The sequence below is a fragment of the Endomicrobium proavitum genome (genome assembly GCF_001027545.1).
GTDB classification, from domain to species: domain Bacteria; phylum Elusimicrobiota; class Endomicrobiia; order Endomicrobiales; family Endomicrobiaceae; genus Endomicrobium; species Endomicrobium proavitum.
Genome location: NZ_CP009498.1, coordinates 1505713 through 1525388, shown reverse-complemented (window position 1 = coordinate 1525388; position 19676 = coordinate 1505713). Strand labels below are relative to the sequence as shown.

The following is a 19676-nucleotide window of genomic DNA, read 5'->3' as shown; positions in this document are numbered from 1 at the left end:
CGACACTTCAACTTTTATTTCTTTTTAGCTTTTTTGGCTTTCTTTTTTGCAGGTGCGGATTTTTTTGATTTTGCTGCGCCGGCGGCATTTTTTTCTTTAACTGCTGCTTGGGCGGCGGCAAGTCTTGCTATTGGAACTCTAAAAGGCGAGCAGGAAGTGTAAGTCATTCCCACACTGTGGCAGAACTCTACGGATTTTGCGTCTCCGCCGTGTTCGCCGCAGATGCCGATTTTCATTGCGGGTTTTACGTCTCTTCCGAGTTCTACCGCGTAAGCAATTAATTGTCCTACGCCTTCGGTATCAAGAGTTTGGAAAGGATCGTCGGCAAGAATTTTTTTATTTAAGTAGTCGCCCATAAAAGCGCCTACATCGTCTCTTGAGAAACCAAAACTCATTTGTGTTAAATCGTTGGTGCCGAAAGAGAAGAAGTCCGCAACTTCCGCCATTTGGTCTGCAAGAAGAGCGGCTCTTGGAATTTCTATCATCGTGCCAAGCGAATACTGCAATTTTTTTACGCCGGTTTTTTCCACAACTTCTTTATAGACGGCGTCAATAATTGCTTTTTGATCTTTAAGTTCGTTTACCGAACAGGTTACAGGTATCATAATTTCCGGCTGAACTTTTTTGCCGGCGTTTATAAGTTCCGCGCTTACTTCCAAAATTGCGCGAACCTGCATTTGCGTAATTTCAGGATACGTTATGCCAAGACGAACTCCGCGGTGTCCCATCATGGGGTTTGTTTCGTGAAGTTTGTCGGCTCTCTTTTGGAACTCTTCAATAGATATTCCGATACTGTCGGCAATATCTTTCTGCGCGGCAACGTCTCTTGGAATAAATTCGTGAAGCGGCGGATCTAAAAGCCTGACGGTTACAGGGTAGCCGTCCATGGCTTCAAGAGTGCCTTTGAGGGCTTCTTTGAAAAACGGGAAAAGTTCGTCTAATGCTTTTTTTCTTTCTTCCGTTGTGCTTGAGGCTATCATTTTTCTTAAAGCAAAAAGCGGCTTTTCGGAATTTTCTCCGTAGAACATATGCTCGGTTCTGAAAAGTCCTATACCTTCCGCGCCGAACGTTTTTGCTTTTCTTGCGTCCGCAGGAGTGTCCGCGTTTGTGCGCACTTTAAGAACTTTAACGCCGTCGCAAACTTTTAAGAACTCAAAAAGAAGCGAATTTTCCGTTGCGTCAACCATTGCGAGTTTGCCTTCGTAAACGTTTCCTTTTGTTCCGTTGAGGGTAATCCAGTCGCCCTCTTTAAATATTCTGTCGCCTATTTTCATGCTCTTTGAATTTAAATCTACGGAAATTGCAGCTGCGCCCACTATACAGCATTTTCCCCAGCCGCGGGCTACAAGAGCCGCGTGCGAAGTCATACCGCCGCGGGCTGTAAGAATTGCCTGCGCCGCTCTCATGCCTTCTACGTCTTCGGGATTTGTTTCTTCTCTAACCAAAATAACTTTTTTGCCTTCAGCGTCTGCGGCGATAGCGTCTTCGGAAGAAAACACAACAACTCCGCTTGCGCCTCCGGGCCCTGCAGGCAAACCTTTTGCCAAAATCACAGCCGTTTTTTCCGCATTAGGATCTATAATAGGATGCAAAAGCTCGTCAAGCTGCGCCGGCGTTACTCTTAAAACCGCTTCTTCTTTGGTTATAAGTTTTTCTTTTACCATGTCCAACGCCATTCTAACCGCGGCGGGACCGTTTCTTTTTCCGTTGCGGCACTGAAGCATCCAAAGTTTTCCGTCTTCAATTGTAAATTCTATATCCTGCATATCTCTGTAATGTTTTTCAAGTCTTTTTTGAATTGCAAACAATTCTTTATACGGTTTAGGCATAAAGGTTTCTAAAGTTACTTCATTTTTATTGTGCTCGCTTGTTGCGGCTTCGTTAATAGGAGCGGGCGTTCTTGTGCCGGCTACAACGTCTTCGCCCTGAGCGTTTACCAAATATTCGCCGTAAAATCTGGGGTCGCCGTTTCCGGGGTTTCTTGAGAAAGCAACGCCGGTTGCGGAAGTGTTGCCCATGTTTCCAAAAACCATTGCCTGAACGTTGACGGCGGTTCCCCATGCGTCGGGAATGCCTTCAATTTTTCTGTAAGCTATTGCGCGTTTGCCGTTCCACGATGCAAAAACTGCGCTGATGCCGCCCCAAACCTGTTTGTACGGGTCGTCAGGAAAATCTGTTCCGAGAACTTCTTTAACTTTTATTTTAAAGGCTTCAGCCAAATCTTTAAGGTCTTGGGATGTAAGTTCCGTGTCAAGACTTACGCCTCTTTCCTTTTTCTTTGCGTCCATTATTCTTTCAAGCTGTTTGCGAATTCCTTCGTCGTCTTTAGGTTCAATACCTGCGCCTTTTTCCATAACAACGTCGGAGTACATCATTATAAGTCTTCTGTATGCGTCGTAAACAAATCTTTCATTGTTGGTTTTTGCGATAAGAGCGGGAATGGTTTTTGTGGTAAGACCTACGTTTAAAACAGTTTCCATCATGCCCGGCATTGAACTTCTTGCGCCGGAACGCACCGACACCAAAAGAGGATTTTTTGTGTCGCCGAATTTTTTGCCTATAACTTTTTCTACGCCTTTCATTGCCGTTACAACTTGCTTCTCAAGCTCTTTCGGGTATTTTCTGCCGTGGTCGTAATAATATGTGCAAACTTCTGTGGTAATTGTAAATCCGGGGGGAACGGGGAGTTTAAGATTTTTGTGCCCTGCCATTTCTGCGAGATTTGCTCCTTTACCTCCGAGCAAGTTTCTCATGCTTCCGTCGCCGTCAGCTTTGCCGCCTCCGAAAAAATACACGTATTTAGGCATTTGTGGCTCTCCTTTTTTACAAAATTTGATGACACATATATGCAATTTATATTCAAGGAAGGTTCAGCATCAACTTGTAGATTTTACTAATTTACTTCCCGTAAAGTCAAACAAAAAAAGCTCCCTGCCAAAACCGGCAGGGAGCTTTTGATATTGATATATATTGTGTATTAACGTTTTGAAAACTGGAAGCGCTTTCTTGCTTTCGGTCTTCCGGGCTTCTTTCTTTCAACCATTCTGGAATCTCTGGTTAAAAGCCCTTCTTTTTTAAGAATTACTCTTGCAGTATCATCAATAGTAAGAATTGCTCTTGCTATAGAATGGCTTACCGCGCCTGCTTGTCCGCTTACTCCGCCGCCTGCCGCATTGACGTAATAATCATAACTTTTTGCGCCGCTCCAAACCGTAAGAGGCTTAAGCGCAACTTTTTTATTTCTTTCAAGACCGCCGAAATATTCATCTACGGTTTTTTCATTAATAATTACATTTCCGCTGCCTTTTGAAATGCTTACGCGGGCAATGGCATTTTTTCTGCGTCCTTTGCTGACATAAGAAACTTTACTCATTTTTTCCTCTTTATTTAAATATAAACCTTTGCTTATTGCTTATAAACTACTTCGCCGCGGCAAGCTGAGCGCCGTGATCGTGGTTTGCATCTCTGAAAACTTTAAGTCTTTTAAGCTGTTTGTCCGCAAGTTTGTTTTTAGGCAACATGCCTTTAACCGCCGCAAACAACGCTTTTTCAGGAGCTTCCTGCATTAAAACAGAATAAGGCTTAAACTTTGCTCCGCCCGGATATCCGGAATAGGTGAAATAGGTTTTCTGGTCAAGTTTTTTACCTGTCAAAACTATTTTGGCAGCATTAGTTACAATAACAAAATCTCCGCAATCTATATGGTTTGTATAGATAACTTTCTTTTTGCCTCTTAAAATGTCTGCTATCTGCACGGCAAGTCTTCCTAAGACTTTTCCGTCGGCATCTATTAAATGCCACTTTCTTTCAATTGCGTCAATTGCCGGTAAATAAGTTTTACTCATCTTTATAAATCCGTCCTGTTTATATCTTTGATATTGAAAACCAATAAAATTTCTGCGGGGCAGCAGAGTAGCGCGGCTTTCTAATATGCAAGAGCAAGTATTGTATATGATTTTTACAAAAAAAGCAAATTTACAACTATAAAACCGAAAGCGTAAATGAACACAACTGTTTATTTAGTAAAATGGATCCCAAATTAAGGCATTCAGAGATGACACTTCGTGTCACTTTACCTTTTTATTCGTCTTCCGTTAGAATTTCGCCGAGCGTTAACTTATCGTCTTGGTTGGCATATTGTTTTACAAGTTCTTTTTCTCTTTCTTGCTCAAGTTTTTTAATGGAAGCTTCTATTTTTCTTTCTTTGGAATCCGACTTTACGACTTTAGCTTCAACTTCGTCGCCCTCTTTTAAAACTGTCGGAGTTTTTTCCGCATCGGCAGCGGACGGTCTGGCGTTTTTTATTAAAGCTTCAACGCCCGGCTCAAGTTCTATGAAAGCGCCGAAATCGGAAGTTCTGATAACTTTTCCTTTTACAATTGCGCCGGTTTTATATTTTTTATAGGGATCCTGCAAAACGTGTTTAAGCGAAAGAGAAATTTTTTCCGTTTTCGGATTAACTTCTAAAACTACAACTTCAACTTCGTCGCCTTTTTTCACAAAATCTTCGGGGCGGTTAACTTTTTGCGTCCATGAAAAATCGCTTATGTGAACAAGCCCTTCTATGCCTTCCGGCAATTTTACAAACGCGCCAAACGGCATTAAATTGCCAACCACGCCTTTAACTTTCGTTCCCGGGGCGTAATGAGTAAAAGCGTCGTCCCACGGGTTAGACCCTATTTTTTTTACGGATAGAGATATTTTTTTATTTTCAGCGTCAACGTTAATTATTTTTACTTCTATTTCCTGACCTTTTTTTACGTTTTTCTTAAACGCGGCTTCGCTGTCGTTCCATGCGTATTCCGAAGAGTGCAGAAGACCTTCAACGCCGGGCTCAAGTTCCACAAACGCTCCGTAATCGGTAATAGAAGTAACTTTTCCCTGCAAAACAAGCCCTTCCGGAAATTTTTCGCAAATGCAGTCCCAAGGATTTGTAGATAAACTTTTCATGCTAAGCCCAATTTTACCATCGGGAGAAATTTTTGAAATTTGCACGCGTATGCTTTGACCTACTTTAAGCAAGTCTTCAACTTTTTTTACCTTATACCACGCAATTTCGCCGATATGCAAAAGACCGTCAACTCCGCCCAAATCCACAAAAGCTCCGAAAGTTGTAATTCTTGAAACCGTTCCATCTATAATTTGTCCTTCGGATATGGTTTTTAAAAGAGCTTCTTTCTTAACGGCTTTTGCGTCGTCAAGAATTTTTCTGCGCGACAGGGAAACTTTACCTGCTCTTTTATCAAACTCCGTTACGGCAAATTCATAAGATTTGCCTACGTATTGCTCGGGCTCTTTTACGAAAACGCTGTCAACCTGCGAAATATGCAAAAACGCGTTAACGCCGATATCTGCAATAAAACCGCTTTTAACGATTTTAATTATTGTTCCGCGAACGTGTTTGCCTTCGGCGACAAGTTTTTCAATGTCGTCCCATTTTGCTCTTTCGGCAATTGCTTTATAAGAAAGTATCGGCTGACCTTTAAGGCTTACAACTCTAACTTTTACTTTTTTCCCTACGGCAAGTTCCGGCGGCAAAACCGCGCCTTCGCCGAACTCTTTTTTAGGAATGAGCCCTTCGGATTTTATGCCTAAATCCGCCAAAAAACCGTCTTCGTTTTGCGCGACTATTGAAACTTCAATTTCTCTGCCTACGCTTAAATTTCCGAGATGGTCGTACTCTTTCATTAAATCTGCCATGCTTGTTTCGTCTGTTTCTTCAAACTGCGTTATTGTTTTATCCGCATTGTTAACGGTCATTGGGAATACTCCTAATATTTAAATATTTTATTTTTCATCGTCCCGATTTTTTGCAAACTTTTAACTGTTTTTCTATTTCCTCCTTAACTTGTTTTATTATCCAGCCCGGAGTTGACGCTCCGGCCGTAACTCCTATTTTATCGGCATTTTTAAACCAATCTTTTTTTATATCGCCGACTGTTTCTATGTGGCGCGTTTTAGTAAAATCCGAACAAATCTGCGTAAGCCTTGCGGTGTTTCCGGAATTTTTCCCGCCGACAACTATCATTAAGTCCGTTTTTTTTGCAAGGCGTTCCGCGGACTGCTGCCTATCAAGCGTTGCTTTGCATATAGTGTTAAAAACTTTTACGGTAAAATGTTTTTTTAATTCTTTTACGACGCTGTTAAAATTTTCAGGCGTTTGCGTAGTTTGGCTTACAACGTTTATTTTAACATTTTTATCTATTTTAAGATTTTTGGCTTCTTTCGGATTTTCAACAACAAAACTTTTTCCCGCGCCGTAAGAAACCAACGCCGCAACTTCAGGGTGCAGCTTTTCTCCCACTATAACAACAGTTTCATTTTTCGCGCTTAAATCTTTTACTATGTCTTGAGCCCTTTTAACAAACGGGCAAGTTGCGTCTATAATTTTAATATTTTTTTTATTTTGAAGTTTTTCATGCAGCTGCAACGGTATGCCGTGCGTGCGCAAAACTATTATTCCGCTTTTAATTTTCTGCGGATTATCTAAAGTTTTAATTCCCTCTTGCTCAAGTCTTTTAACTTCCTGCGGATTGTGAATTATAGGTCCCAAAGTATAAACTTTTTTATTTGCGCCCAACGTTCCCTCTGCAAGATCTATAGCTCTTTTAACTCCGAAACAAAACCCTGATTTATCCGCAATTTTAATTTTTTTCATATTATTTCATCTTTGAAATTTCGTCTAAAACTTTCTGCGACAGTTTAATGTAATCGTCTTTTGTAAAATCTTTCGGCGGATATATCGGCGCGCCGTATTTTATAGTTATTTTTTTAAACTTGGACATTTTATTTGTGTTTTCTATTTTCACGGGAATTAACGGAACCTGCGCGCTGCACGCAACCATGCCCGCCCCTGCGCGGGCTTTTCCCAAATTGCCGTCTTTGGAGCGCGTGCCTTCGGGAAACATTAAAAGCGCGTGCCCATTTTGCAAAATTTTAAAAGCGTTGCGCATTGCCTGCATATCCATAACGCCGCGTTTAACCGCAAACGCATTTGTTTTTTTTATAAGAAAACCCAAAACCGGAACGTTAAACAATTCCTGTTTTGCCATAAAATTTAAAGGGCGTTTCATCATAGACGCCGTTAAAGGCGGATCAAAAAAACTTGTGTGGTTTGGCGCCATTATTACGCCGCCCGACGCCGGAATATTTCCTTTTCCTTCAACGCGAGTTCTGTAAAAAACAAGAAACATTATTTTAAATAAAGTTCTTCCGATTATAAACAAAACGGGAGCTTTTTCTTTTACCTGCATATTTTTTTTAAAACCTCAAAAAAGCTCGGAAAAGAAATATCTACGCATTCGCAATCTTTTATTACGGTTTCGCCGTTTGCAACTAAAGAAGCCACCGCAAGCGTCATTGCTATTCTGTGATCGTAAAAAGAATTTACGGTAGCGCCGGAAAGTTCTGCGCCGTTTCCTTCTATTATAAAACCGTCTTCAAGTTCTTCAATATGCGCGCCCATTTTTGAAAGCTGCCCTTTTATTGCGGATATTCTGTCGCTTTCTTTTACTCGCAGCTCTTTTGCGCCGGTAATTTTCGTAATACCCTCGGCATGCGCCGCAATAAGAGCAAAAACGGGAACTTCGTCAACCATTCTCGGAATTATGTCCGCGCCGATATTTACGGCTTTAAGTTTTGAATATCGCACAATTATATCCGCAACCGGCTCGCCGGAAACATCGCGAATATTTTCAATAGAAATATCGGCGCCCATTTTTTTTAACACTTCCAAAATACCGTCTCTTGTAGGATTTATTCCGACGTTTGTTATTGTTAATTTTGAATTAGGCACTATAAGCGCAGCGGCTATAAAAAAAGCGGCCGACGAAATATCTCCCGGAACCGTTATGTTTTGAGCGTTTAATTTTTCCGCCGGATAAACGGTAACGCTGTTTGCCGCAACTTCAACTTTTGCTCCGTAAGCCTGAAACATTCTTTCGGAATGATCGCGCGATTTTACGGGCTCGCTGTAAGTTGTTGCCGCGTTAGCGTAAAGCCCGGCAAATAAAACCGCTGATTTTACCTGCGCGCTGGATTTATCGCTTGTATATTTTATTGCTTTTAGCGGACTTGCTCCTTTTATAACTAAAGGCAGCTTTCCGCTGTTTGAATTTATTTTTGCGCCCATCTGCGAAAGAGGTTCTATTACTCTTTGCATTGGTCTTTTTGAAAGGCTTTCGTCGCCGGTTATAACGCTTTCAAAATTTTGTCCTGCAAGAATTCCGCATAAAAGTCTTGTTGTAGTTCCCGAATTTCCAGCGTATATTTCTTTTTGAGGTTTTTGAAGTTTAAGCCCCGCTCCGTCAATGTAAAGAGCCGAACCTTCGGTTTTTATTTTTGCGCCCATCTGCTCAAAAGCGGCAATAGTTCTAAGACAATCGTCGGACGGAAGATAATTTTTTATAACGGAACCGCCCGAAGCAAGAGAAGACAACATAACCGCGCGGTGGGTTATAGATTTGTCCGCGGGAATTTCTACGGTTCCTTCTATTTTGCAGGCTTTATTTAATTTTATTTCCATTTTTATTACTTTTGCGTTTGCAATATTTTCCGCTTTGTTTTATTTTTATTTTTTAAAATTTTTTTGAAAGCATTTAGCTCTTTTATAAAAGCGTCTAAATGTTTAATTACGTTTTTATTATTTGCCGACAAAACGGGAGCCCACATATTTGCGCTTGAATTTGCAACTCTTGTCGCGCTTTTAAAAGACCCCGCCGCAAGCAAATCTATATTTTTATTTTTTTTCTTAACATCTTTGTAAACTTTATTTAACGAAAACGCTATAACGTGCGGCAAATGGCTTGTAAGCGCAACCAGCCCGTCGTGCGCCGAGGCGTCCATTTTTATTATTTTGGCTCCCGCCGATTTCCACATATTTGCGACTTTATTTTCAACTGTTTTAGCGTTATTGCCGGTCATTATAAATTTTGCTCCCGCAAACATATTTGCATCCGCGGATTGTATGCCGTTATTTTCTTTTCCCGCCATCGGGTGTCCGCCGACAAATGCGGCTGTTTTAGATTTTGGAATTTCTTTTCGGGCAAATGTTTTTATGCTGCCGACATCCGTAATAATTGCATTTGCTTTTACTATGGATAATAATTTTTTATAGATTTCGCTGATTGTATCTACCGGAGTGCACACAACAATAATATCGGCGGTTTTTGCAATGTCAAAAGATAACGACGCAATGTCCACGGCGCCTATTTTGAGAGCGGTTTTCAAAACTTCTTTACGTCGGGCGACGCCCGTTACATTATAGCGCTTGGCAGCGCGCTTCTTTAAAGCAAGCCCCAAAGAAGCGCCTATCTGCCCAAGCCCTATAATTGTTACTTCTATTTTTTTATTCAAAGTTAGTCTCTTGTTTAAAGTAAATAACGCTACAACTAACCGCAGGTTCTAAAACAAGTTCATAGCGACAAGCTTTGTGTCGTTAATTACGCTTTCAACTTCTCGCTTTCCGCTTTGTAGTTATAGTATTTCTCTTCCTACGGCTTTAGCCACAAGATCAAGTTCTTTCATCAATGCCGCAAACTGATCGGGCAGCAAACTTTGAGGCCCGTCGGAAAGAGCTTCTTCCGGATGCGGATGAACTTCTAAAATTAAGCCGTCGGCGCCTACGGCTACGCAAGCTTTCGCCATTGTTCCGACGTGTTCCCTTATGCCGATGCCGTGCGAAGGGTCTAAAATTATCGGCAAGTGCGTAAGTTTTTTAAGCACGGGAACCGCGTTTAAATCCATGGTAAACCTTGTGGAATCTTCAAACGTTCTTATGCCTCTTTCGCAAAGCATAACGTTGTAATTGCCCTGCGAGAGAATATATTCCGCGGAAAGCAAAAGTTCTTTCACGGTTGTAGCCATACCTCTTTTTAACAGGACGGGCTTTTTTTGTTTTCCGGCGGCTTTAAGCAAATCGTAATTTTGAATATTTCTTGCGCCTATCTGAATTATGTCGCAGTATTTTGAAAGAAGCTCAACCTGCTCTACGCTCATTGCTTCGCTGATTGTAGGCATATGAAATTTTTCGCCTGCGGCTTCAATATATTTTAAACCTTTTTCGCCAAGCCCCTGAAAAGCGTAGGGCGAACTTCTCGGCTTAAACGCGCCGCCGCGCAATATTGTTGCGCCGGCGTCTTTTACAATTTTTGCGGTGCCGAACATAAGCTCTTTGCTTTCAATTGCGCAAGGCCCCGCCATAACGTGAATTTTCTTTGCGCCTATTTCAACGCCGCGGCTTACTTTAATTACAGTGTTTGATTTTTTAAATTCGCGCGAAGCAAGCTTGTAAGGTTTTTGAATTTCGCTGATATGTTCAACAGCGTCCATGGCTTCAAAAGAATCTTTATATTTCTCGGCGTATTCGCCAATCATTCCTATAATGGTTACGTCTTTACCTTTTGAAACGTGCGGCTTGTAGCCGAGCGATTTTATTTTATCTATTACCGCGTTGACTTCTTTTTGTTTTACGCCTGTTTTTAATGTAATAATCATATTCTATTTCCCCATAATTTTTTTAAGTTTTTTTACAAATAATTCGTTTTCTTTGTGCAAACCAACGGTTACGCGCACCCAGCTTGAAAGTTCGTATTCGTCCATGGCTCTTGTTATAACGCCTTCGCCAAGCATTTTTGCAAACAACTCTTTTCCTTTAAGCGGAGACGAGTTAAACAAAATAAAATTTGCCGCCGAATCTAAATATTTTACGCCGAGCTTTTTAAACTCTTTATATAAATATTCTTTTTCTTTTTTCGCAAGCGTTTGACCTTTTTTTACCTGTGCGCCGTCTTTTATGCTTGCAACGGCAGCCGCTTGCGCCAACAAATTTACGTTAAACGGAGGACGCGTTCTTTCTATAAAATCTACGACAACTTCATTTGCAAACCCGTAACCAACTCTAAGCCCCGCAAGCGCGTAAACTTTTGAAAACGTTCTAAAAACTATTAAATTCGGATTATCTTTCAAAAACTCAAGCCCGTCGGGATAATCTTTTTTTAATTTTGCGTATTCAAAATACGCTTCGTCTAAAATTACAAGCGGCTTTACTCCGTTTGAATTTTTTGGAAGCGCTTTTAAGAAAGCCGACAACTCCGCTTTTGTGTTATACGTGCCCGTAGGATTATTCGGGTTTGTTATAAAAACAGCTTTCGTTTTTGGCGTAACGGCTTTAAACATTGCCTTTAAATCGTGCGAATATCCGTCTTTCATCGGCACAATAACGGCTTTTGAACCCATTAGCTGCACTGCCATGGCGTATCTTATAAAAGCGTGTTTTGATATTACTATTTCGTCGCTTGAGTTAAAGAACAATTTTGCAACAAGTTCTATTATTTCATCGCCGCCGGCTCCGGTAAAAATATTACCGACCGGCAGTCTATATCGCTCCGACAACGCTTTTTTCAATTCGTAAGAGTTTGAATCGGGATAAAAAAATATTTTATTTAAATTATCTTTTATAGCTTTAATTGCTTTTGGCGACGGACCGAGAGGGTTTTCGTTAGAAGCAAGCTTTACAATATTTTTTATTCCAAGCTCTCTTTTAAGAGTTTCTACCGGTTTGCCTGCCACATAAGGCTCAAAGCCTATGCAGCTTTTTCTTATTATTTTTTTTATATCCATTTTTTGTTGCTCCTAATTAACCGGATATGAACCAAGAATTTTTACAAATATACTTTCGTCTTTTAGCGCCTTAATCGCTTTTGCTACGTTTTTATCTTCAACATGTCCTTCTAAATCCACAAAAAACATATATTCCCACGCTTTCTTTTTTGTAGGGCGCGACTGAATTTTTGTAAGATTAATTTTATTTTTTTCAAAACTTTCCAAAATTTTATGAAGCGCGCCCGGCTTGTCTTTTATCATAAATACAAGACTTGTTTTATCTTTCCCGCTCGGGCGGGCGGCAATTTTGCCTATAACAAAAAATCTTGTGAAATTTTGTTTGCTGTCTTGTATGCCTTTTTCTATAACGAACAAATCGTAAATTTTGGCAGCCGCTTCAGACGCTACAGCCGCGGCATGCGTTTCTTTAACGGCCATTTTTGCGGCTTCCGCGGTGGAAGAAACAGATATAAGTTCCGCGTCGGGATAATTTCTTAAAAGCCACGTTCTGCACTGGGCAAGAGCGTGAGAATGAGAATAAATTCTTAAAATTTTCGCTTTCGGGTCTTTTACCAAAAAGCACTGTTCTATTTTCAAGCTTATTTCGCCGCAAACGGCAAGTTCCGTTTCAACAAGCATGTCAAGCGTAACGTTTACGGAACCCTCGTTGGAATTTTCCACGGGCACCACGCCGAAATCAGAACGCCCTTTTTCAACATCGTCTAAAACTTCACCGGGAGTGGCGCACGGAACAAAGTTTCCCGACGAGCCGAACTTTTTCATTGCCGCCTGATGCGTAAACGTAGCCCACGGACCTAAAAAAGCGATTTTCGTAGGAGTTTCAAGATTTCTGCACGCGCTGATTATTTCCGTATAAATATCTTCTATAGCCTGCAAGCTTAAAACCGGTTTAGATTTTTTTAACGCCGAAAGCACATTTTTTAAAACTTCTTTTTCGCGCGAAGGCACATAAACGGCTTTGCCGGTTTTACCTTTAACTTTACCGACATCAAGAGCAAGGCGCGCTCTTTTATTTAAAAGCCGCGCAATTTCTCTGTCTGTTTTATCTATGTTTTTTCTTACAACCGCCAAATTTGTTTTCATAAATTTTCCCAATAAAAATAACCCCTTACTACCAAGGGGAATACTTTTGTTATATTATATCAAAGGCAACGGATTTATTCAATCAGATTTTCAAAAGGTTTTTTATGTTTTTAGCGAAGATTTTTTCTTTGTTTTCCTGCGATATATTTAACGCTTTAACGGCGTCAACTTCCTTTTTAGGAATTTCAAGAGGAAAGTCCGAACCGAACAAAATTTTATCGTAACCGTGTTTTGCAAAAAATTTATCCAACAGTTCCGGCGGCATGTTGCCTACGCTGTCCGAAGTGTCAAAATAAATATTTTTTCCGGCAAGTTTTTCCAAAGAATCTTCCCACAGCAAATAGCCGCCCATGTGCGCGCCTATAATTTTAAGATGCGGAAATTTATTCATTACATTTAAAATTCTCTCAGGGGAAGAACGCACCGCGCCCGGAGAACTTAATTCTACGCCGCAATGAAACAAAACCGGAATTTCAAGTTTTTGAAGCTCTTCATACATAGGAAAAGCTTTTTCTTCGTCAACAAAAAAAAGCTGAAATTCGGATTGAAGCTTTATTCCCGAAGCGTTGTCTTTTATTCTTTTCAGCTCTTCTTTAAAACCGGCAAAATACGGATGCATGGACGCAAAAGCAATAACGCGCGGATCTTTTATTGAAAAAAGCCAGTTATTAATGGAAAGCACTTGATCGGGGCGGGAAGCCACCGACGCAATGACGCTTTTTGATATGCCGGCTTCATCCATATATTTATACAAATTATCTAACACCGGCATTGTTATCATTTGGCGGCTGAAAGATTTTTGAAGATTTTCCTTTGCTCTTTCTACAACTTTTTCCGGATAAGCGTGCGTGTGAGAATCTATTATTTCCATTTTAAAACCTTATATTTTATTTTCCGCTCTGTAAAAGCATTATTGCCGAAACCAAATAAATGTCGTCGGCTTTTGAACCGCGGCTTAAATCGCTTACGGGAAGAGCAAGCCCTTGAATTATAGGACCCAACGCCTGAAACTCGCCCAAACGCTCCGCCATTTTATAACCTATATTTCCTGCGTTTAAATCGGGAAAAACAAAAATATTAGCCTTGCCTGCAACTGCGGAATCCGGCGCTTTTCTTTTGCCTACTTCGGGCATAATTGCGGCGTCAAACTGAAGTTCCCCGTCAACGTTAACGGTTTTATCGTCTTTAAAATGTTCTTTTAAAAGATGCGTTGCGTCTATAACTTTTTGAAGCATCTGATTTTTTGCGCTGCCTTTTGTTGAAAAAGACAAAAGAGCGACATTTGCGTTTCTGTTCGGGAAAAGCTTTTTAAAGTTTTGCGCGGTTGAAACCGAAATATCTTTTAATCCAAGCGCGTCAGGATCCGGATTTACTCCGCAATCGGCAAACAAAACAGGTTCTTTAACAACTTTATGACCTTCCGGAGGAATCATTAAAAAGTAAGACGAAACGTATTTAATACCCTCGGCGGTGCCGACAACGTGAATGCTTGAACGCAAAACGTCGGCGGTATCATAAACCGCGCCGCAAACGCAGGCGTTGGCTTTGCCGCTTTTCAAATACATCATGGAAAAATATAAAGGATGATTTAAAAGTTTGAGAGCGTCTTCGGGCGTCATTCCTTTTTTTGAACGAGCCGCCACAAAAGCTTCCACTTTTTTTTCGTCAAGAAGCGCGCGGTCTATTTTTACAACTTCCATTTTTGAAATATCTACGTTTGCGTCTGCCGCCGCTTTTTTAACGGCTTCAACGTCTTGAGCCGGCAAAACAACTTTTGCAATGCCTTCTTTAACAAGCAATTGCGCCGCAGTTAAAACTCTGGCGTCGGCGCTTTCCGGAAGAATAACTGTTCCGTTAATTTTTTTTGCAAGATTAAGAATGTGGTTTCTGATGTCCATAATATCTCCTGAAAGTTTTATCTTTTATTTATGAAAACGACAACCGCAGACCCTGAAGGGCAATTGCCCTCAAGGTAACATCATAAGACATACAGAAACACTCAAGCTGTCATTTTGAGCTTGTTTCAGAATCTGCAGTTTTATTATTTATTGCTGTCTGTTTCGCGAATTTCTACTCGGCGGATTTTTCCGCTTATGGTTTTTGGAAGTTCTTTTACAAATTCAATTATTCTGGGATATTTATACGGAGCGGTAACTTTTTTAACATGCTCCTGAAGTTCGGCTATAAGTTTATCGCTGGGCTCGTATCCCTTTGCAAGAACCACCGTGGCTTTTACAACCGCGCCTCTTTCATCGTCGGGAACGCCGGTAATTGCGCATTCCAAAACGCAAGGGTGTTCAATTAAAGCGCTTTCAACTTCAAAAGGCCCAATTCTATATCCGGAACTTTTTATAACATCGTCGGAACGCCCCACAAACCACAGGTATCCGTCTTCGTCTTTAAAAGCTACGTCGCCGGTATCGTATATTCCGTTGCTCCAAACGCTTTTTAAAAGGGCTTCGTCTCTGTAATATCCGTGAAAAAGCCCGACGGGTTTTGATTTCCCGGTTCTTATAACAAAATGTCCTTCTTCTCCGGCTTCGCAGGGATTATTTTCGTCGTCAACAATGTCAACGTCCCAGCCCGCGGCGGGTTTTCCCATTGAACCGAGCCTTGGTTCTATCCACGGGAAAGTTGCGGCAAAAACTACGGTTTCGGTTTGACCGAAACCTTCTTTAAGTTCAAGCCCCGTTGCTTTTTTAAATTGATGGAAAACTTCCGGATTTAACGGCTCGCCGGCAGTTTCCGCGTATTTCAATTTAGACAAATCGTATTTTGAAATGTCTTCTTTAATTAAATGCCTGTAAACCGTGGGCGGCGCGCAAAAAGACGTTACGCCGTGTTTTGCTAATTTTTCCATTAAATCTTTCGGGTGAAATCTTTCAAAATCGTATGTGAAAAGACATGCCCCGCAAATCCATTGTCCGTATATTTTTCCCCACGCCGTTTTTGCCCAGCCGGTATCCGCAACCGTAAGATGTATGCTTGTATCGTCTAAATTCTGCCAAAATCTTGCGGTTAGAATATGCCCTAACGGGTAAGTGTTGTCGTGGCATACCATTTTTGGCATTCCCGTTGTGCCCGAGGTAAAATACAAAAGCATAATGTCGTCGTTTACAGTTGCGTCTTTTCCCGCAGGTCTTGGGAAAACGTCGGAATATTTTTCTATTTCTTTATTGTATTCCAACCAGCCGTCAACTTTACCGTGAATTGAAACTAAATGTTTAAGACCGGGCAAATCTTTTTTCGCCTCGTCAACAACGTCCGTAATTCTCGGCTCGGCGGCGGAAAGTATCATTTTAATATCCGCAGATTCAACTCTGTATTTTATGTCTTTAACTTTCAACAAGTGCGTCGCGGGAATTGCTATTGCGCCTATTTTGTGCAGGGCAACAATGCAAAACCAATATTCAAAACGTCTTTTAAGCATAAGCATAACGGCGTCGCCTTTTTTTATGCCGAGAGCTTTAAAAAAATTTGCCGCTTTGTTGCTTTGTCTTTTTATATCGTCAAAAGTAAAGGTTCTTTCATCGCCTTCTTCGTTACACCAAATCATGGCTTTTTTATTTGGCGTTGCATCGGCGGTAACGTCAACTATGTCAAACCCGAAATTAAAATTATCCGGAACTTTTATTTTACAGTTTTCCAAAAAATCTTCATACGACTCGTAACTTGATTTTGTATATTTATCCACTAACATTTTTTTGCTCCGTATTTAAATTTTTATAATACTACGGCTATAAATTTTGCAGGTTTGTCGCCGACAGCCGCCATTGTGTGTTTACGCGTTGCGTCAAAATAGACGGAATCGCCCTCTTCCAAAACGTATTCTTTGCCGTCAAAAATTAATTTTAAGGTTCCTTCTATAATATAGTTAAACTCCTGTCCCAAATGCGCGTACGCGTGTGTGGGTTCAATATTTTTCGGTTCGGCGGTTACTAAAAAAACTTCGGCTTTTTTATGCTGAAAATTAAAAGCCAAATCCTGATATTTATATTCTTTTCTTCTTTCAATGCTCAAGCCCTTGCCTTTACGCACAACGTTAATTCTTGAAAGGCGCGGTTCTCCGCCTGTAAGCAAAGACGTAACTTCAACATTATACTTTGAAGAAATCGCCGACAACACGCTTACGGGAATATCCGCTTTGCCTTCTTCATACTTGAAGTACGTTTGTTCGTCAAGTCCGATGCTTTTTGCAAAATCGGCGGGAGATAATCCTGAAATTTCTCTCATGGTTTTAATTCGCACGCCGATTTGTTTTAGTTCTTGGCTCATGTATCCTCCGCAAAATTACATTATTATATTAAAATATTTTTTGCTGCCGAAAGCGCCGCTTCTTTTGCAAGTTTATCGGCAAAATCATTTTTTGAGTTGCCGGTGTGGCTTTTTATGTGGCGCCACTGTAAAGCTATTTTTGAATTTTTAACAAACTGCGCGTATTCTTTGGATAAATCATTTTTCGGCTGCCAAACGCCTGTAGCAAATTTTTCTATACCTTCGTAATCGTAGTTTATTCTTACGCGCGCAACATTATTTTTTTCGCACCATTTTAAAGTTTCTATAACGGATTTAAGCTCGCCGCCGAACTGTCTGAACTGAACATCTTCAATAGTTCCCGAAAGTTCCGCCTTAACTTCGTCGCCAAGATAAATTACTGCGCCGTAACCAACCGCGCCGCCGATAAAAGACCCGTCAACAAAAGCTTCGTAAATACCGCTTGCGGCGGCGTAAGTTTTTACGCCGGTAAGACTGTCCCAGATTTTGTTTATAGCCGCTTCAATATTTTTATCGGTTATTTTTTTCTTTAAAGAATAAGTTTTAGCCGAAGGTTTATAGTAAAGCGAAAGTTTGCCGGCGCCGCGCGCCAACTCTAAAACAACGAGATAATCTCTGAAACTTTCATTGCTGAATTTAGCTTCAATATTATCTATTTTAAGCGCGGCGCAAAGTTCCTGCGCTTTTTTTTGAAGTTCGTCTTTACAGAGCGTCATTTTGGAATTATACCATTTTTCCGGTTAAATTTAGTAGAATAACAATAAATCTTACAGGGAGCGCATATGCAACAAATAAACTTTAACGTTCAGGCTGTTTTTAACCGAGCTTGGGAAATTTTCAAAACAAACAAAGTTTTTTTCATAGTTTTCCCTTTGGCGGTAGGCGCAATATTTATTACCCTGCTTTGGCTTGCAATAGCTTTGCAAACTATAGCTTATATTGGCAATGCGCTTTTCGGATTGTTATTTATTCTTTGCGCTCTGTTTGGCGTTTACGCGCTTAACGTATATGTTAAAGCGACGTTAAAAATTATTTCCGGACAAGTTTTATCCGCGCGGGAAATTTTAAAAACCGGTTTAAACGAATATTTAAATTTTCTGGGAGCCGCTGCGATTATAATTGCGGCAACCGTTTTAGCTTTGGCTATAACAGGTTCTCTTCCGGTAAAAATTTTAGGCGGAAATTTCATTGTTTTGGCGTTTACTTTCGCTTTGTCGGCGGCTGCAGTTTCATTTACTTCGGTAATTTTTTTGCCTGTTTTATTTATGACCGTTGAAAATAAAGATGACAAAATTTTAGATATATTCAAAAAATCTTACGCGCTTGCAATTAAGCGTTTGCCGTCGTGTTTAATATTTGTGTGGCTGTGTTTTGCGTTGATTATTGCAGGAATTATTCCGTTAGGACTTGGCCTTATAATTTCCGCCCCGCTCGCATTGATATCCGCAGCTGTTTTTTACGAAAAACTAAATGATGATAAGAGGATAGGAGGGCAAGAAGATAAGCAACAGAATTGAAAGTCGTTACCTATTCTCTTACCTTCTCACCCTCCCACCCTCTTATTTCAATTGTTTCTTCACAGGCGCGCCGAGTTCTTTGAGTTTTTCGGCTCTTCCTATAAGGCTGTCGCCTTTCCTGTCAGGGTTAGAAAGTTTTCTTTTGGCTTCTTCGGTTTTACTTTTAGCTTTGCCTATAAGCTCGTCGGTATCTTCCAAAACCTGAACAAAATCAACAAATCTGTCGTATAAAAGCCCGCCTTGTTTTGCAATTTCCAAAACGTTTTTTTTCTGGTTTTCCTGACGCCACATGTAAGATATAATTTTTAACGTTGCAAGAAAAGTTGACGGGGTAGTTATAACCACATGCTTTTTAAACGCGTATTCCGCAAGATTAGAATCTTCGCGCATGGCAAGCGCGGCGGCCGCGTCAACGGGAACAAACATTAAAATATAATCCGGCTGGTTTAATTCTTCCAAATCCTGATAATTTTTTCCGGAAAGTTCGTCTATATGTTTTTTTATGCTTGATATATGCTCTTTTAAAAAAACTTTTTTATCGTCGGCATTTTCAGCGTTAAAATATTTCTCGTAAGCCGTAAGAGACGTTTTAGAATCTACAACTATATGCTTCCCTTCGGGAAGATTTACTATGTAGTCCGGAATTTTTCTGCCGTTATCGTCGGCAAAAGATTTTTGCGCCTCATAATGAGTCCCCTTAAGCATGCCGGCGGCTTCAAAAATTCTTTCTATGTTAAGCTCTCCCCAGTTGCCCTGAATTTTATTTTCGCCTTTTAAAGCTTCCGCTAAATTATTGGCTTCTTCGCTTACTTGTTTGTTAAGCTCCATAAGTCTTTTAAGCTCGCTGTTTAAAACCGCTTGCTGCTGGGATTGGTCGTTGTGAATTTTTTCAACTTTATCCTGAAACTCTTTTATTTTTTCTTTAAACGGAGAAACGACGTTTTCCAGCGCCTGTTTATTTAAGTCCGAAATTTTAGAATTTTTTTGTTCTAAAACTTTAGACGCTATATTTTCAAACTCGGTTTTTAAAGATTCTTCAAGATTTGCCCGCTTTTGAATATCTTCCTGCAAATCTTTAATCTTTTGCGTTTTGGCGGAACTTTTGTAAATAAAAAAAATCGCCGCCGAAAGCGCGCCGAAAACAAAACATGAAATTGCAATAAAAATACTCATTTACGT

At 40.5% G+C, this 19676-nt stretch carries 18 protein-coding genes; 1 reads left to right on the top strand and 17 read right to left on the bottom strand.

From position 1 onward, the window contains the following. Positions 1 to 14: 14 nt before the first annotated feature. The 16 genes from ppdK to Epro_RS06520 all read right to left on the bottom strand — a co-directional run bounded on the left by ppdK (position 15) and on the right by Epro_RS06520 (position 17696). The gene (gene ppdK / locus Epro_RS06595; RefSeq protein ID WP_052571403.1) at positions 15 to 2807 is read right to left on the bottom strand and encodes a pyruvate, phosphate dikinase; all 2793 of its coding nucleotides are present in this window, start codon (positions 2805 to 2807) and stop codon (positions 15 to 17) included. Positions 2808 to 2977: 170 nt separating this feature from the next. Then, entirely contained in the window at positions 2978 to 3373 is a 396-nt protein-coding gene (rpsI, locus tag Epro_RS06590) for a 30S ribosomal protein S9 (protein ID WP_052571401.1), read from the bottom strand. Between the two features lie 46 nt (positions 3374 to 3419). After that, positions 3420 to 3845, bottom strand: coding sequence for a 50S ribosomal protein L13 (gene rplM, locus Epro_RS06585; RefSeq protein ID WP_052571399.1), 426 nt, complete (start codon positions 3843 to 3845; stop codon positions 3420 to 3422). Positions 3846 to 4080: 235 nt separating this feature from the next. Then, complete coding sequence (locus Epro_RS06580; protein ID WP_052571397.1) at positions 4081 to 5760, bottom strand: 30S ribosomal protein S1; 1680 nt, start codon at positions 5758 to 5760, stop codon at positions 4081 to 4083. A 34-nt stretch (positions 5761 to 5794) separates the two neighbouring features. After that, positions 5795 to 6658, bottom strand: coding sequence for a 4-hydroxy-3-methylbut-2-enyl diphosphate reductase (locus tag Epro_RS06575; protein ID WP_052571395.1), 864 nt, complete (start codon positions 6656 to 6658; stop codon positions 5795 to 5797). A 1-nt stretch (position 6659) separates the two neighbouring features. Next, complete coding sequence (locus Epro_RS06570; RefSeq protein ID WP_082121527.1) at positions 6660 to 7253, bottom strand: lysophospholipid acyltransferase family protein; 594 nt, start codon at positions 7251 to 7253, stop codon at positions 6660 to 6662. Then, a complete protein-coding gene (aroA, locus tag Epro_RS06565; protein WP_052571394.1) occupies positions 7244 to 8524 on the bottom strand; it encodes a 3-phosphoshikimate 1-carboxyvinyltransferase in 1281 nt (426 codons plus the stop codon). Before aroA ends, Epro_RS06570 begins: the two co-directional genes overlap by 10 nt. A gap of 5 nt (positions 8525 to 8529) precedes the next feature. Continuing rightward, on the bottom strand, positions 8530 to 9354 hold the full coding sequence (locus Epro_RS06560) for a prephenate dehydrogenase (protein WP_052571391.1): 825 nt from the start codon (positions 9352 to 9354) through the stop codon (positions 8530 to 8532). Between the two features lie 120 nt (positions 9355 to 9474). Beyond that, the gene (gene aroF / locus Epro_RS06555) at positions 9475 to 10494 is read right to left on the bottom strand and encodes a 3-deoxy-7-phosphoheptulonate synthase (RefSeq protein WP_052571389.1); all 1020 of its coding nucleotides are present in this window, start codon (positions 10492 to 10494) and stop codon (positions 9475 to 9477) included. A gap of 3 nt (positions 10495 to 10497) precedes the next feature. After that, on the bottom strand, positions 10498 to 11619 hold the full coding sequence (gene hisC / locus Epro_RS06550; protein ID WP_052571387.1) for a histidinol-phosphate transaminase: 1122 nt from the start codon (positions 11617 to 11619) through the stop codon (positions 10498 to 10500). A 12-nt stretch (positions 11620 to 11631) separates the two neighbouring features. Then, positions 11632 to 12705, bottom strand: coding sequence for a prephenate dehydratase (pheA, locus tag Epro_RS06545; protein WP_052571385.1), 1074 nt, complete (start codon positions 12703 to 12705; stop codon positions 11632 to 11634). Positions 12706 to 12787: 82 nt separating this feature from the next. After that, on the bottom strand, positions 12788 to 13576 hold the full coding sequence (locus tag Epro_RS06540) for an amidohydrolase family protein (protein WP_052571383.1): 789 nt from the start codon (positions 13574 to 13576) through the stop codon (positions 12788 to 12790). 16 nt (positions 13577 to 13592) lie between these two features. Further along, the gene (gene pta / locus Epro_RS06535) at positions 13593 to 14603 is read right to left on the bottom strand and encodes a phosphate acetyltransferase (protein ID WP_052571381.1); all 1011 of its coding nucleotides are present in this window, start codon (positions 14601 to 14603) and stop codon (positions 13593 to 13595) included. A 143-nt stretch (positions 14604 to 14746) separates the two neighbouring features. After that, the gene (locus Epro_RS06530; protein ID WP_052571377.1) at positions 14747 to 16405 is read right to left on the bottom strand and encodes an AMP-binding protein; all 1659 of its coding nucleotides are present in this window, start codon (positions 16403 to 16405) and stop codon (positions 14747 to 14749) included. Between the two features lie 23 nt (positions 16406 to 16428). Beyond that, complete coding sequence (locus Epro_RS06525) at positions 16429 to 16980, bottom strand: helix-turn-helix domain-containing protein (RefSeq protein ID WP_052571375.1); 552 nt, start codon at positions 16978 to 16980, stop codon at positions 16429 to 16431. A 23-nt stretch (positions 16981 to 17003) separates the two neighbouring features. Continuing rightward, the gene (locus Epro_RS06520) at positions 17004 to 17696 is read right to left on the bottom strand and encodes an RNase H family protein (protein WP_052571373.1); all 693 of its coding nucleotides are present in this window, start codon (positions 17694 to 17696) and stop codon (positions 17004 to 17006) included. 66 nt (positions 17697 to 17762) lie between these two features. Between Epro_RS06520 and Epro_RS06515 the strand changes: the two genes are divergently transcribed. After that, entirely contained in the window at positions 17763 to 18497 is a 735-nt protein-coding gene (locus tag Epro_RS06515; protein ID WP_052571371.1) for a hypothetical protein, read from the top strand. Positions 18498 to 18539: 42 nt separating this feature from the next. Here Epro_RS06515 and Epro_RS06510 read toward each other — a convergent pair whose 3' ends face one another. Then, positions 18540 to 19670, bottom strand: a complete 1131-nt coding sequence (locus Epro_RS06510; RefSeq protein WP_052571369.1) for a DNA recombination protein RmuC — start codon at positions 19668 to 19670, stop codon at positions 18540 to 18542. Positions 19671 to 19676: the final 6 nt, after the last annotated feature.